This is a genomic window from Variovorax xiamenensis, from assembly GCF_050916385.1.
Taxonomy (GTDB): Bacteria; Pseudomonadota; Gammaproteobacteria; order Burkholderiales; family Burkholderiaceae_C; genus Variovorax.
Genome location: NZ_CP139038.1, coordinates 3,818,581 through 3,832,222, shown reverse-complemented (window position 1 = coordinate 3,832,222; position 13,642 = coordinate 3,818,581). Strand labels below are relative to the sequence as shown.

Genomic DNA, 13,642 nt, shown 5'->3' with positions numbered 1-13,642 from the left:
TTTCCTTACAAATCAATACCTTGGCGGTACAGCCAAGGCAGGCCGACAAGTCGTGCGTCTTAATTCCATCAAGCTATCGGGCTTCAAGTCGTTCGCCGAACCCACCAACTTCATGCTGCCGGGCCAACTGGTGGGCGTTGTCGGGCCCAACGGATGCGGCAAGTCGAACATCATGGATGCCGTGCGCTGGGTGCTCGGCGAGTCGCGGGCTTCGGAGCTGCGCGGCGAATCGATGCAGGACGTGATCTTCAACGGCACGACCACCCGCAAGCAGGCCAGCCGCTCGAGCGTGGAACTGGTGTTCGACAACGCCGACCACCGTGCCGGCGGCCAGTGGAACCAGTTCGGCGAAATCGCCGTGCGCCGCGTGCTCACCCGCGACGGCACCAGCAGCTACTACATCAACAACCAGCCTGTGCGCCGCCGCGACGTGCAGGACGTGTTCCTGGGCACCGGCCTCGGCCCCCGCGCCTACGCCATCATCGGCCAGGGCACGATCAGCCGGATCATCGAGTCCAAGCCCGAGGAGCTGCGCCTCTTCCTCGAGGAGGCCGCGGGCGTCTCCAAGTACAAGGAGCGCCGCCGCGAAACCGAGAACCGTCTTGGCGACACGCGCGAGAACCTCACGCGGGTCGAGGACATCCTGCGCGAACTCAACGCCAACCTCGAGAAGCTCGAGAAGCAGGCCGAGGTGGCCGCGCGCTACAACGCCCTGCAGGGCGACGCCACGAAGAAGCAGCACCAGCTGTGGTTCCTGAAGCGCGGCGAGAGCAACGCCGACCAGGCGAAGATCAAGGCCGATTCCGAGCGCGCCATCAACGACCTCGAGTCGCGCACGGCAGACCTGCGCCACATCGAGGCCGAGCTCGAGACCGTGCGACAGGCGCACTACGGAGCGGGCGACCAGGTCAACCAGGCGCAGGGCAAGCTCTATGAGGCCAGCGCCGAAGTCGGCAGGCTCGAGGGCGAGATCCGCTTTGTGGTCGAAGGCCGCCAGCGCGTCGAGCAGCGCCTCATCCAGCTGCGCGAGCAGATGGGCCAGTGGGGCCGCCGCCGCGAGGAAGCCGAAGCCGAGATCGAGACCCTGGCCGGCGCGGGTGTCGATGCCGAGGAGCAGGCCATCATGCTGGCCGCACAGCTCGAGGAACACGACGCGCGCATGCCCGATCTCGAGGAGGCGGTGCAGCGTGCCCAGGACGAGGCCAATGCCCAGCGCACGACGGTGTCGCAGGTGCAGCAGCAGATCCAGGTGCTGGCCGCCGACCAGCGCAACATCGAAGAACAAAGCCGCCAGCTCGCGCAGCGCAGCGAACGCCTGCGCACTGACCAGAACGCGCTGGCCGCACCCGACGAAGCCCGCCTGCTCGACATGCAGGAGCAGCACGCCATGGCGCAGGAGGCCGCGAGCGAAGCCGACGCGCGCCTGCAGGAGCTGCAGGAGGCCGTGCCGCAACTCGACGACGACCGCCGCGCGAAGCAGCTGGCCGTCAACACCGAGGGCGCACGTCACGCCGAGTTCTCGGCCCGCCTCGAAGCGCTGCGCGCGCTGCAGGAAAAGGTCAAGACCGACGGCAAGCTGGCCCCATGGCTCGCCAAGCACGGCCTCGATGGCCTGCAGGGCCTGTGGAGCCGCATCCACGTCGAGCAGGGCTGGGAGAACGCGCTCGAAGCCGCGCTGCGCGAGCGCCTGGGCGCGCTCGAAGTCAGCCGCCTCGAAATGGTCCGCGCCTTCGGCAACGACGCGCCGCCCGCCAAGCTGGCTTTCTACAGCCCGCCGGCCGCCGGCGCGCCCGAAGGCTCGGCCGCGCTGCCGCGCCTGTCGAGCCTGCTGCGCCTGAACGACGCCGGGCAGCAGGCGCTGCTCAGCGACTGGCTGCACGGCTGCTACACCGCCGCGAGCTTCGAGGAAGCCCTGGCCCAGCGCGGCTCGCTGCAGCCCGGCGAAGTCATCTACGTGCAGAGCGGCCATGCCGTGTCGTCGCACAGCGTGAACTTCTATGCGCCCGATTCCGAACAGGCCGGCCTGCTGGCCCGCCAGCAGGAAATGGAAAACCTGGAGCGCCAGCTGCGCGCCCAGACGCTCATCACCGAGGAAGCGCGCACCGCGCTGGTCCGCGCCGAAGCCGCCTATGCCGACGCCGCCTCGCGCCTCGTGACTGCACGGCGCGAAGCCGCCGAAACCCAGTCGCGTGCGCACGAACTGCAGGTCGAGACGCTGCGCATGACGCAGCTCGCCGAGCAGACCCGTGCCCGCAGCCAGCAACTGGCCGCCGACATCGGCGAAGTCGACGCACAACTCGAAGAGCTGCAAGAGAGGCGCATTGCCGCCGAGGGCCGCTTCGAGGAACTCGACATGCAACTGGCCGACAGCCAGGAGCGCCACGCCGAGCTCGACGAGCGCGTGATCGAGGCCGGCCGCGCGCTGGCCGCGAGCCGCGAGCAGCACCGCAGCCTCGAGCGCCAGGCGCAGGAGGCCACCTTCTCGCAGCGCACGCTCGAAGCGCGCCGCGCCGAACTCAACCGCTCCATCGAAACCTCGGCCCAGCAGACCGTGGCGCTGACCGACGAAGACGAGCGCGCGCGCGCCGAACTGAGCCGCCTGTCCGACGCCGCCGCGCAGGCCGGCCTGCAGGACGCGCTGTCGCTCAAGCTGGAGCGCGAAGCCGCGCTGGGCTCGGCCCGCAGCCAGTACGACGACCTCACGCTCAAGCTGCGTGCCAGCGACGAGCGCCGTCTGCAGCTCGAGCGCGAGCTCGACCCGCTGCGTCAGCGAATCACCGAGTTCCAGCTGAAGGAACAGGCCGCGCGCCTGGGCGTCGAGCAATACCAGCAGCTGCTGGACGACGCCGGCGCCGACCTCGAGGCCGTCGAGCAGTCGATCGAGAACGACAAGGTGAAGCTCACCGGGCTGCAGAGCGAAATCGACCGCCTCAACCGCGAGGTGGTCGCGCTCGGTGCGGTGAACCTGGCGGCGCTGGACGAACTCGCTATCGCGAGCGAGCGCAAGACCTTCCTCGACGCCCAGTCGGCCGACCTGAACGAAGCCATCGGCACGCTGGAAGACGCCATCCGCAAGATCGACGCCGAGACGCGCGACCTGCTCGGCGGCACCTTCAAGATCGTCAACGAGCACTTCAGCCGGATGTTCCCGGAGCTGTTCGGCGGCGGCAATGCCAAGCTCATGATGACCGGCGACGAGATCCTCGACTCCGGCGTGCAGGTGATGGCGCAGCCCCCGGGCAAGAAGAACCAGACCATCCACCTGCTGTCGGGCGGCGAGAAGGCGCTCACGGCCATCGCGCTCGTGTTCGCCATCTTCCAGCTGAACCCGGCGCCTTTCTGTTTGCTCGACGAAGTGGACGCGCCGCTGGACGACGCCAACACCGAGCGCTATGCCAAACTCGTCTCCGCCATGAGCCGCGAAACCCAGTTCCTCTTCATCAGCCACAACAAGATCGCCATGGAAATGGCCGAACAGCTGATCGGCGTGACGATGCAGGAGCAGGGCGTCTCGCGCATCGTGGCGGTCGACATGGAGTCGGCTGTTTCGATGGTCGAAGCCGCATAAGCAGGGCGGCAACGATCCATGAGCAATCTCACACTCGCCCTGGCAATCTTCGGCGGCCTCGTTCTCGCGGCCGTCATCGGCTACGAGGCCATGATGTCGCGCCGCAACGCGCCCCGGCAACCCGATGCGGTCGACGTCGCGCTCGACGAGGCCGAGCGCGCGCTGGCGGCGGGCGGCGACGGCGTGGAGCCGGTGCTGAATGCCGATCCGAACAAGGTGCAGGGCGCCGACCGGCATGAGCCGCTCTTCGACCCCGACCTCCCGGCGCCCAGCGGCGTGCCCGTGCCCACCGCCGAACGGCGCGGCGGACTCGACCCGCTGATCGACGTGATCGCGCCGATCTCGCTCGATGGCCTGGCCTCGGGCGATGCCGCCATCGCCGCCATGCCGCCCACCCGCCGCGCGGGCAGCAAGCCGGTGGCCATCGAAGGCCTGAACGAACACACCGGCCAGTGGGAGCCGCCCGTGCCCGGCCAGCGCTACAGCGCCTTCCAGGTCGGCGTGCAGCTCGCCAACCGCACCGGCGCGCTCAACGAGATCGAATACTCCGAGTTCGTGGTCAAGGCCCAGGCCTTTGCCGATGCCGTCAATGGTGCGCCGGAGTTTCCAGAGATGCTCGACGAAGTGGCGCGCGCCCGCGAGCTCGACCAGTTCGCCAGCGCGCACGACGCGCAACTGGGCTTCGTGCTGCGCGCGCTGCATGCGGCCTGGAGCCCGGGCTATGTGCAGCAGAACGCCGCGCGGCTGGGCTTCGTGGCCGGCATCATCCCCGGGCGCATGGTGCTGCCGACCAGCGAGGCTGGCCTGCCGCCGGTGCTCGGGTTGTCTTTCGACACGCAGGCCGCGCTGGCCGACGACCCGGCCCAGTCGGCGATTCGCGAACTCAGCCTGAGCCTCGACGTACCCCAGGTCGATCGCTCCGAAGAACCGTTCCGCCGCATGCGCGAAGCCGCCGCCACGCTGGCGCGCGAGATGGACGGCGTGGTCACCGACAGCGACGGCCAGCTGCTGCGCGACGAGACCATGGACGTGATCGGCGCCGACCTCGAACAGCTCTACGACACGCTCGACGGGCGCGATCTCGCGGCGGGTTCTCCGCTGGCGCGGCGGCTTTTCAGCTAACTCCGATTCCTCGGGAGACACCCATGACGACGCGCGACGAAGCCGCACGCGAAGCCGCCGCACTGAGCGAACAGCTCCACAGGCACGCCCATCTCTACTACGTGCTCGACACGCCCGAGTTGCCGGACGCGGAGTACGACAAGCTGTTCCAGCGCCTGCAGGCCATCGAGACCGAGTTTCCCGACCTGCGCACCCCCGACTCGCCGACGCAGCGCGTCGGCGGCAAGGTGCTCGACGGCTTCGTCAAGGTGCGCCACAAGGTGCCGATGCTGTCGATCCGCACCGAGACCGACATCACGCCCGGCGGCGCGAGCGCCTTCGACGCTCGCGTGCGCAGGGAACTGGGCCTTGCCGAGGACGGCCCGCAGGTCAGCTACGTCTGCGAGCTGAAGTTCGATGGCCTTGCCATGAACCTGCGCTACGAGAACGGCGTGCTGGTGCAGGCCGCGACGCGCGGCGACGGCGAGGTGGGCGAGGAGGTCACGCAGAACATCCGCACGGTGCGCGAGATTCCGTTGCGTCTCAACGGCAAGGCGCCGCCCGTGGTCGAAGTGCGCGGCGAGGTCTACATGAAGCGCGCGGACTTCGACGCGCTCAACGAGCGCCAGCGGCAGAAGATCGCGGACGGGCTGAAGAACGAGAAGGTGTTCGTCAATCCGCGCAATGCAGCGGCCGGCGCCGTGCGCCAGCTCGATCCGGCGATTGCCGCGGCGCGGCCGCTGAGCTTCTTCGCCTACGGGCTGGGCGAGGTCACGCCGGTGGCCGAAGGCGGGCCCGACTGGCCTACGCAGTTCGACTGGCTGCAGCAGTTCCACGAGTGGGGATTCCCGGTGGCGACGCAGACCGCACGGGCCACTGGTGCTATCGAACTCATAGCGTTCCACGAGAACATCGGCCGACAGCGCGACGCCTTGCCCTATGACATCGACGGCGTGGTCTACAAGGTCGACAGCATCGAGCTGCAGCGGCAACTGGGTTTCGTCTCACGCGAACCGCGCTGGGCCGTGGCGCACAAGTACCCGGCGCAGGAGCAACTGACCGAGGTGGTCGGCATCGAGATCCAGGTCGGGCGCACCGGCAAGCTCACGCCGGTGGCCAAGCTGGCCCCCGTGTTCGTCGGCGGCGTGACGGTGACCAATGCCACGCTGCACAACGAGGACGAGGCGCGCCGCAAGGACGTGCGCGTGGGCGACACGGTGATCGTGCGCCGCGCGGGCGACGTGATTCCCGAAGTGGTCGGCGTGGCGCCGGACAGCCTGGCAAAGCCCGAGGACCAGCGCGGCGAGATCTTCACCATGCCGCACAAGTGCCCCGTGTGCGGCTCTGAGGCCGTGCGGGAGGAGGGCGAGGTCGACTACCGTTGCACCGGCGGCCTGTTCTGCGCGGCGCAACGCAAGGAGGCCATCCTGCACTTCGCGGCGCGACGCGCGGTGGATGTCGACGGGCTGGGCGACAAGCTGGTCGAGCAGCTCGTCGATTCGAACCTGATCCGCACCTTGCCCGATCTGTACAAGCTGGGCTTCACCACGCTGGCGGGGCTGGATCGCATGGCGGAGAAGTCGGCGAAGAACCTCGTCGATGCGCTGGAGGCCTCGAAGAAGACCACGCTGCCGCGCTTCCTGTTCGGCCTGGGCATACGCCACGTGGGCGAGAGCACCGCGAAGGACCTGTCCAAGCACTTCGGCAAGCTCGACTCGATCATGGACGCGACCGAGGAGCAGCTGCTCGAAGTGAACGATGTCGGCCCGGTGGTGGCGCAGAGCCTGCGCACCTTCTTCGACCAGCCGCACAACCGCGAGGTGGTCGAACAGCTGCGCGCCTGCGGCCTGACTTGGGAAGAGGGCGAACCGGCGGCCAGGGCACCGAAGCCGCTGGCGGGCCTGACCTTCGTCATCACCGGCACCCTTCCTACGCTGAGCCGCGACGAAGCGAAGGATAAATTGGAGGCGGCCGGCGCGAAGGTGTCCGGCTCCGTCAGCAAGAAGACCCATTACCTCGTGGCCGGCGAAGAGGCCGGGAGCAAGCTCGACAAGGCGCGGGAAAACGGCGTCGAGATCATCGACGAGGCGCGTATGCTGGAGATCCTCGCCAACGGCGTTCCGGCGGCCTGAACAGGCATTGGCCGGGGAACGATCGGGCATAGACGGCGGTCGGATGCTTTACCGGCCGTTACGCGACTTCATCCGAGCGCAGTCAACAGGGTCTACAACCTGACGTTGAAAGCTAACTGAAGGCCACAAGGAGAGTCCCTCATGAAAAAAATTCGAGTTCTCGGTGCCTGTGCCGCTGTCGGCGGCGTCGTGCTGCTGTCGGGCTGCGTGGGCGTACCCGCCGACCCCTATTACGGCGGGGGCTATTCGTCGGGACCCTACTACAGCGAACCGGCACCCGTGGTCGTGCCCGCACCGGTCTACATCAACGGGGGCGGCTATTACGAGCGTCGTCCGCGCTACTACGACAGGCCCTACTACGATCGCCCGGGCTATCCGGCCCGTCCGCCCGTCTGGGGTGGCGGTGGCCGGCCGGTAGCTCCGCCGGTGGTGGTGCCGCCCCGTCCGCCCATTACCGGTGGCGGTCCTGGCTCCATTCCGACCCCGCCGCGCGGCAACGCGCGCCTGTGGACCTCGCCCGACTCCAAGACCCAGAGCCCTCCCTGATTCCCTTCGGGCACTGGAGATCTGAGGCCATCGCGATAATCCCGCCATGGCCATCCGCGAAATCCTGAAAATGGGCGACCCACGGCTGCTGCGCATCGCGCAGCCGGTCGCCGCCTTCGACACCGACGAGCTGCACATGCTGGTGCGCGACATGTTCGAGACCATGCATGCGGTCAATGGCGCCGGCCTGGCGGCGCCGCAGATCGGCGTCGACCAGCAGCTCGTGATCTTCGGCACCGACGTCGTGAATCCGCGCTATCCCGACGCGCCGCCGGTGCCGCGCACGGTGCTGTTGAATCCCGTCATCACGCCCTTGGGCGTCGAGGAGGAAGAGGGCTGGGAAGGGTGCCTGTCGGTGCCGGGCCTGCGCGGCGTGGTGCCGCGCTTCGCCAGCATCCGCTATACCGGCTTCGACCCGTATGGCGACCCGATCGACCGGGTTGCCACCGGCTTTCATGCGCGCGTGGTGCAGCATGAAGTCGATCACCTGCTGGGCAAGCTCTACCCGATGCGGGTGCGCGATTTCTCGCGCTTCGGCTACACCGAGGTCCTGTTCCCAGGCCTCGATGCGGCCGACGACGACTGAGCCGGCCGGCTCGGTCGGAGCTCAGTTGTATTTGCTGCTCAGCGCGAAGCGGCCGCCGCCCATGAAGGCGAGGGCGATCGCCGCGAACAGGAACATGCCCTGCAGCTCCAGCGCCCAGCCGCCTTGCTTGCCGAGCGAGGTCAGGTCCTTCATGTGGACCAGCGCGAATGCCACCAGCATGTTGATCGCCACGATCCAGGCTGCGGGACGCGTGTAGAGCCCGATGATCAGCAGCACTGGCGCCACCACCTCCCCGATGTAGACCAGATAGGCCAGCGCGCCCGGCAGCCCATGCTGGGCCAGCATGCCCGAGATGAAGCCGACGCCGCCTTGCAGCTTGGCGATGCCATGCAGCAGGATCAGCACGCCAAGCGAAACGCGCAGGATGAACTTGCCGGTGTCGTCGGATTTGACCATTGTGTGGATTCCCAGTGATTGGTTATTGAAGGGCCGTATGGTAGTGAACCCGGGGCCTGTCGATCCAGCCCCGTACGCGCATGCCGCGGCGCATATGCATCCAACCCGGAGTTCTTTGGCAGAGTCCGGCGTCGGCCCGTACACTGCCTTTTGCTTACCGTTGTTGAGGAGAACACCAATGATGAACAAACCATTCCGGCCGGCGTTGCTCGCAGGCGCCTGCCTTGCTGCCCTGGCCTTTGCCGCACCGGCCTTCGCCGGCAAGACGCTCGATGCGGTCAAGCAGCGGGGCACCGTCAAGTGCGGCGTGACCAACGGCGTGGCCGGCTTCTCGGCACCCGACACGCAGGGCAACTGGTCGGGCCTCGACGTCGACACCTGCCGCGCCATCGCGGCGGCCGTGCTCGGCGACGGCAAGAAGGTCGACTTCGTGCCCCTCAACTCGCAGCAGCGCTTCTCGGCCCTGCAAGCCGGCGAGATCGACATCCTGGCGCGCAACACCACCTGGACGCTCACGCGCGACGCCTCGCTGGGCTTCAACTTCACCACCATCACCTACTACGACGGCCAGGGCTTCCTGGTGCCCAAGAAGCTCAAGGTGACGAGCGCCAAGCAGCTCAAGAACGCCACCATCTGCACCCAGTCGGGCACCACCAACGAGAAGAACGTGTCGGACTACTTCCGCGCGCAGGGCATCCCCGTCAAGACGGTGGTGTTCGAGAGCTTCGAAGCCTCGTTCAAGGCCTTCTTCTCGGGCCGTTGCCAGGCCTTCACGACCGACGCCTCGGCGCTTGCCGGCCTGCGCAACAAGGAAGCGACCAACCCCGACGACTACATCATCCTGCCCGAGCTGATCTCCAAGGAGCCGCTGGCGCCCCTGGTGCGCCGCGGCGACGACGAGTGGTTCGCCATCGCCAAGTGGGTGCCCAACGCGCTCATCGAGGCCGAGGAATTCGGCGTCACGCAGGCCAACGCCGACGAGCTCAAGGCCAACAGCAAGGACCCGGCGCAGCAGCGTCTGCTCGGCAGCGGTGAAGACCTGGGCAAGCTGCTGGGCCTCGATAAGGACTGGTCGTTCCGCGCCATCAAGGCAGTGGGCAACTACGGCGAGATCTTCGAGCGCAATGTCGGACCCAAGTCGGTCCTGAAGTTGCCGCGCGGCTCCAACAATCTCTGGAGCAAGGGCGGCCTGATCTACGCACCTCCGGTTCGATGAACGGCAGGACCTCGCGCCGCGGGGTCTGGCTGGCATGGGCCGTCCAGGCCCTGCTGGTGCTGGCCGTGGCGGCCGGCGCTGTTTGGGTGGTGCACCATGCGCTCGAAGTGCTGCGTGCCCGGGGCGTGCGCTCGGGCTTTGACTTCCTGACCGAGCCCACGGGCTTTTCCATCAGCGAAGGCTGGCTCGATTTCGATGCCAGCCAGCCGTTCTGGCGTGCATTCCTCGCGGGGCTGATCAACACGGTGCGTGCTGCGGTGCCCGCGGCCATCTTCTCGGTGGTGCTGGGCACGCTCATCGGCATCGGCCGACTGGCCCCGCACGTGCTGCTGCGCGGCATCTGCACCGCGTATGTCGAGCTGGTGCGCAACGTGCCGCTGCTGGTGCAGTTGCTGATGCTGGCCTTCGCGATGGCCAACCTGCTGCCCGATCCGACGGAGCCCGTGCATCTGCTTCCGGGCGTGTGGCTCAGCAAGGGCGGGCTCAGCGTGCCATGGCCGATCATGGGCGAGGGCGGCCTGCACTTCGAGCTTCCCGAGCGCGGTGACTTCGGCGTGAGCGGCGGCGCGGCGCTGAGCCCGGAGTACGTGACCATCGTCGCCGGCCTGAGCTTCTATTCGGCGGCCTTCGTGGCCGAGATCGTGCGCGCGGGCATCCTGTCGGTGTCACAAGGGCAGGTGCTGGCGGGGCAGGCGCTGGGGCTTTCGCCGGTGCAGCAGTTGCGCATCGTCGTGCTGCCGCAGGCGCTGCGGGTGATCGTGCCTTCGCTCACCAACCAGATCCTGAGCCTCACCAAGAACTCGTCGCTGGCGGTGGCGGTGGGTTATCCGGAGCTGGTGTCGGTGGCCAACACCACCATCGGCTCGAACGGCCGGGCTTTCGAGTGCATCGCGATCATCATGGCTGTCTACCTGATGCTGTCGCTGCTGATCTCCTTCGGCATGAACCGCTATAACGCGCGCGTCGCATTGCGAGGCTGGCGATGAGGAATGCCGCGCAAGGGCCCATCGCGTGGCGCAGCGAACTCTGGGGTTCGCCGATGCGCGCGCTGGCGACGCTGCTGCTGCTGGCGCTGCTCGCGTGGATCGGCTTCCACATCGTCGAGTGGGGCATCGTGCATGCCGTGTTCCGGCCCGATGCCGAAGCCTGTCGCGCCGTGCAGCATGGCGCGTGCTGGGGCGTGGTGGCCGAGAAGTGGCGGCCGATGCTGTTCGGGCGCTTCCCGTACGAGGAGCAATGGCGTCCGGCCATCGCGGTCGTCGTGCTGTCCGCGGTGACGATGCTCAGCGCCTGGCCGCGCAGCTGGCGCTGGTGGCTGGTGCCCCTGTGGATCGTGGCGTTGCTGCTCTTCGTGCTGCTGATGCGTGGCGGCGTGCCGGGCCTGAGTTCGGTGCCGACCAGCCGCTGGGGCGGCCTGCCGCTGACGATCGGGCTCGCGGTGGTGGGGCTGGCGCTGGCATTTCCGCTGGCCCTGCTGCTGGCGCTGGGGCGCCGATCGGACTGGCCCGTGGTTCGCACGCTGAGTGCGAGCTACATCGAGCTGGTGCGCGGCGTGCCGCTGATCTCGGTGCTGTTCATGGCCTCGTTCCTGCTGCCGCTGCTGTGGCCCGCCGGGTGGCAACCCGACGTGCTGGTGCGCGTGCTCGCAGGCTTGGCGCTCTTCGTGGCGGCGTACCTCGCGGAAATCATCCGCGGCGGCCTGCAGGCCGTGCCGCGCGGCCAGACCGAAGTGGCAATGGCGCTGGGCTTCGGCCGCTGGCCGGTGCAGCGCGACATCGTGCTGCCGCAGGCGCTGCGGCTCGTCGTGCCCGCGCTCACGAACAACGTGGTGGGCACGCTGAAGGACACCTCGCTCGTCACCGTGGTCGGCCTGTTCGAGCTGACCGGCGCCCTAGGGCTCGCGCTCGGCGGCGACCCGACGTGGCGGCCGTTCTACCTCGAGGGCTATCTCTTCGTCGCGGCGGTGTACTGGGTGCTGTGCTTCGGGCTCTCGCGCTACAGCGTGTGGCTCGAAAAGCGGCTCTCAGCCTCGCCCTGACCGTGTCGCCGCCCGGCTCCTGTACACTCCGGGGCTTCATGTCGAGCCAACGCTTCCCCTTCGCATCCACCGCAGCCCTCATGGGCCGGATGATGCCGCCTGCCTCCGCGCAGGCGATGGTCGTTGCCCGAATGATTACCACCATTACCACCGCGGCCACCTGAGCACGCGCAGGTGGCCGTTCCGGCAGCCACCTGGTGTATCGCTCTCTCCCCGAACGAATGAACCCAGCTCTGGCAGCTGGGTTTTGTTTTTTCGTCAGGAGATGTCCATGTACCGCGATCCCGTTGAATCCCTAGAGCCCTTGCACCACCGCCCGGCGGCCATTCGTACCTTGCGCGTGGGAATGATCGGCATCGGCACCGTGGGCTCGGGCACCTTCCGCGTGCTCGCGCGCAACCGGGCCGACATCGCCGCGCGGGCCGGCAGGTCCATCGAGTTGGTGATGGTCGCCGCGCGCAACCTGGAGCGCGCCGCCGCCATCGTGGGAGACAGCGTTTCGCTGACGGCCGACGCGATGCAGGTCGCCACGCATCCCGACGTCGACGTGGTGGTGGAAGTGGCCGGCGGCACCGGCCCGGCGCGCGACTGGGTGCTGGCTGCCATCGCGCACGGCAAGCACGTGGTCACGGCCAACAAGGCGCTGCTGGCCGTGCATGGCTCGGAGATCTTCGCCGCCGCGCGGGAAAAGGGCGTGATCGTGGCCTACGAGGGCGCGGTGGCCGTCAGCATCCCCATCATCAAGGCGTTGCGCGAAGGGCTTGCCGCCAACCGCATCGAATGGGTGGCCGGCATCATCAACGGCACCACCAACTTCATCCTGAGCAAGATGCGCGACGAAGGCCTGGACTTCGCTGCGGCGCTCGCGCAGGCCCAGGCGCTCGGCTATGCGGAGGCCGACCCGAGCTTCGACATCGAAGGCATCGACGCCGCCCACAAGCTGACCCTGCTGGCCGCCAACGCATTCGGCATGCCGCTGCGCTTTGCCGATGCGCAGGTGGAAGGCATCACCGCGCTGCAGGGCGTGGACGTGACCTGCGCCGAGCAGCTCGGCTATCGCATCAAGCTGCTGGGCGTGGCGCGCCGGCAGGCCGCAGGGGTCGAGTTGCGCGTGCAGCCGGTGCTCGTGCCCGCCGCGCACCTGATGGCCCAGGTGAACGGCTCGATGAACGCCGTCATGGTCAAGAGCGACGCGGCCGGTCTCACGATGTACTACGGCGCGGGTGCAGGATCGGAGCAGACCGCTTCCGCCGTGATTGCCGATCTGGTGGACGTGGCGCGACTCGACGGCGTCCACGCCGCGCAGCATGTGCCGCATCTCGGCGTCCATGCGCATGCGACGAATGCGCTCGCCGTGCTGCCTCGTGCTGCCGTGCACACCTCGCACTACCTGCGCGTGCCTGTACAAGCGGTCAACCAGATCCAGGCAATCGCGGCCAGTCTTGCGGAGCGCAAGATCCCGGTGCGACAGGTCGCGCTGGCGGCCGAGCGGCCCGGCATGGGGCCGCAGGTGCTGGTGCTGACCGGGCCGGTGGAGCAGGGCGCACTCGATCTCGCGGTGCATGCCCTCCAAGGTCGCGCCGAGGTGGCGGGGCCGGTCACGACGCTGCGCGTGGAGTCGCTGGAGGGCTGAGCTTCAGGGCTTCCGGCGCGGGCTCAGTTCGGCATAGCCGGTGAGCGGATCGTGCGTTCGCGCGAATCGCCAGTCGCGCAGCACGGCGACGAGGATCTCCGCCGTGGTCCGCACGATGCACCCCGGCGCCATATGCCCGCCGAACACGCGGCCCGAGGCGTCCGACACGCTGACGTGCAGATGCGACCCGTCGGGCGACAGGCTGCCCGCCAGCGTGAGGATCTCCAGGTCGCCCTCGATGCGCTCGGGCAACTGCGCGCCGGCGAACCGGATGCTCGCTCCACTCAGGCTGCCGATGCCGGACACGACGAAAGCTGCCTCGGCATCGCCTTGCTTCAAAGCCGAATCGAGCGACACGCGCAGGTCGTCGCCCGGGTTCAATCGCAGCACCAGCGTCTGCATGCT

At 68.2% G+C, this 13,642-nt stretch carries 11 protein-coding genes; 9 read left to right on the top strand and 2 right to left on the bottom strand.

Features of this window, described 5'->3' with window-relative positions; translation table 11 throughout:
- The first annotated feature begins 52 nt into the window (after positions 1-52).
- From smc to def, 5 genes are all read left to right on the top strand, one after another.
- Positions 53-3,568, top strand: coding sequence for a chromosome segregation protein SMC (gene smc, locus SFB74_RS17395; protein ID WP_432725466.1), 3,516 nt, complete (start codon positions 53-55; stop codon positions 3,566-3,568).
- Between the two features lie 18 nt (positions 3,569-3,586).
- Positions 3,587-4,690 carry a cell division protein ZipA C-terminal FtsZ-binding domain-containing protein gene (locus tag SFB74_RS17390; RefSeq protein WP_432725465.1) on the top strand — a complete coding sequence of 368 codons (1,104 nt, stop codon included), beginning with the start codon at positions 3,587-3,589 and terminating at the stop codon, positions 4,688-4,690.
- A 23-nt stretch (positions 4,691-4,713) separates the two neighbouring features.
- Positions 4,714-6,801, top strand: coding sequence for an NAD-dependent DNA ligase LigA (gene ligA / locus SFB74_RS17385; protein ID WP_432725464.1), 2,088 nt, complete (start codon positions 4,714-4,716; stop codon positions 6,799-6,801).
- A gap of 141 nt (positions 6,802-6,942) precedes the next feature.
- Positions 6,943-7,347: a hypothetical protein gene (locus SFB74_RS17380; protein WP_432725463.1), complete on the top strand. Its 405-nt coding sequence runs from the start codon at positions 6,943-6,945 to the stop codon at positions 7,345-7,347.
- A gap of 46 nt (positions 7,348-7,393) precedes the next feature.
- On the top strand, positions 7,394-7,933 hold the full coding sequence (def, locus tag SFB74_RS17375) for a peptide deformylase (RefSeq protein WP_432725462.1): 540 nt from the start codon (positions 7,394-7,396) through the stop codon (positions 7,931-7,933).
- Positions 7,934-7,954: 21 nt separating this feature from the next.
- Here def and SFB74_RS17370 read toward each other — a convergent pair whose 3' ends face one another.
- Positions 7,955-8,350, bottom strand: a complete 396-nt coding sequence (locus SFB74_RS17370) for a DoxX family protein (RefSeq protein ID WP_432725461.1) — start codon at positions 8,348-8,350, stop codon at positions 7,955-7,957.
- Positions 8,351-8,531: 181 nt separating this feature from the next.
- On the opposite strand from SFB74_RS17370, the gene SFB74_RS17365 reads away from it, so the two are divergent.
- The 4 genes from SFB74_RS17365 (at position 8,532) to SFB74_RS17350 (ending at position 13,237) form a co-directional block, all read left to right on the top strand.
- Positions 8,532-9,566: an amino acid ABC transporter substrate-binding protein gene (locus SFB74_RS17365; protein ID WP_432731955.1), complete on the top strand. Its 1,035-nt coding sequence runs from the start codon at positions 8,532-8,534 to the stop codon at positions 9,564-9,566.
- Positions 9,563-10,552 carry an amino acid ABC transporter permease gene (locus SFB74_RS17360; RefSeq protein ID WP_432725460.1) on the top strand — a complete coding sequence of 330 codons (990 nt, stop codon included), beginning with the start codon at positions 9,563-9,565 and terminating at the stop codon, positions 10,550-10,552. The genes SFB74_RS17365 and SFB74_RS17360 overlap by 4 nt, the downstream gene beginning before the upstream one ends.
- Positions 10,549-11,604: an amino acid ABC transporter permease gene (locus SFB74_RS17355; protein ID WP_432725459.1), complete on the top strand. Its 1,056-nt coding sequence runs from the start codon at positions 10,549-10,551 to the stop codon at positions 11,602-11,604. The genes SFB74_RS17360 and SFB74_RS17355 overlap by 4 nt, the downstream gene beginning before the upstream one ends.
- Positions 11,605-11,875: 271 nt before the next feature.
- Positions 11,876-13,237 carry a homoserine dehydrogenase gene (locus SFB74_RS17350; RefSeq protein WP_432725458.1) on the top strand — a complete coding sequence of 454 codons (1,362 nt, stop codon included), beginning with the start codon at positions 11,876-11,878 and terminating at the stop codon, positions 13,235-13,237.
- Positions 13,238-13,240: 3 nt separating this feature from the next.
- Here the strand turns inward: SFB74_RS17350 and SFB74_RS17345 are convergent, their stop codons facing one another.
- Positions 13,241-13,639: a PPC domain-containing DNA-binding protein gene (locus SFB74_RS17345; RefSeq protein WP_432725457.1), complete on the bottom strand. Its 399-nt coding sequence runs from the start codon at positions 13,637-13,639 to the stop codon at positions 13,241-13,243.
- Between the last annotated feature and the right edge of the window lie 3 nt (positions 13,640-13,642).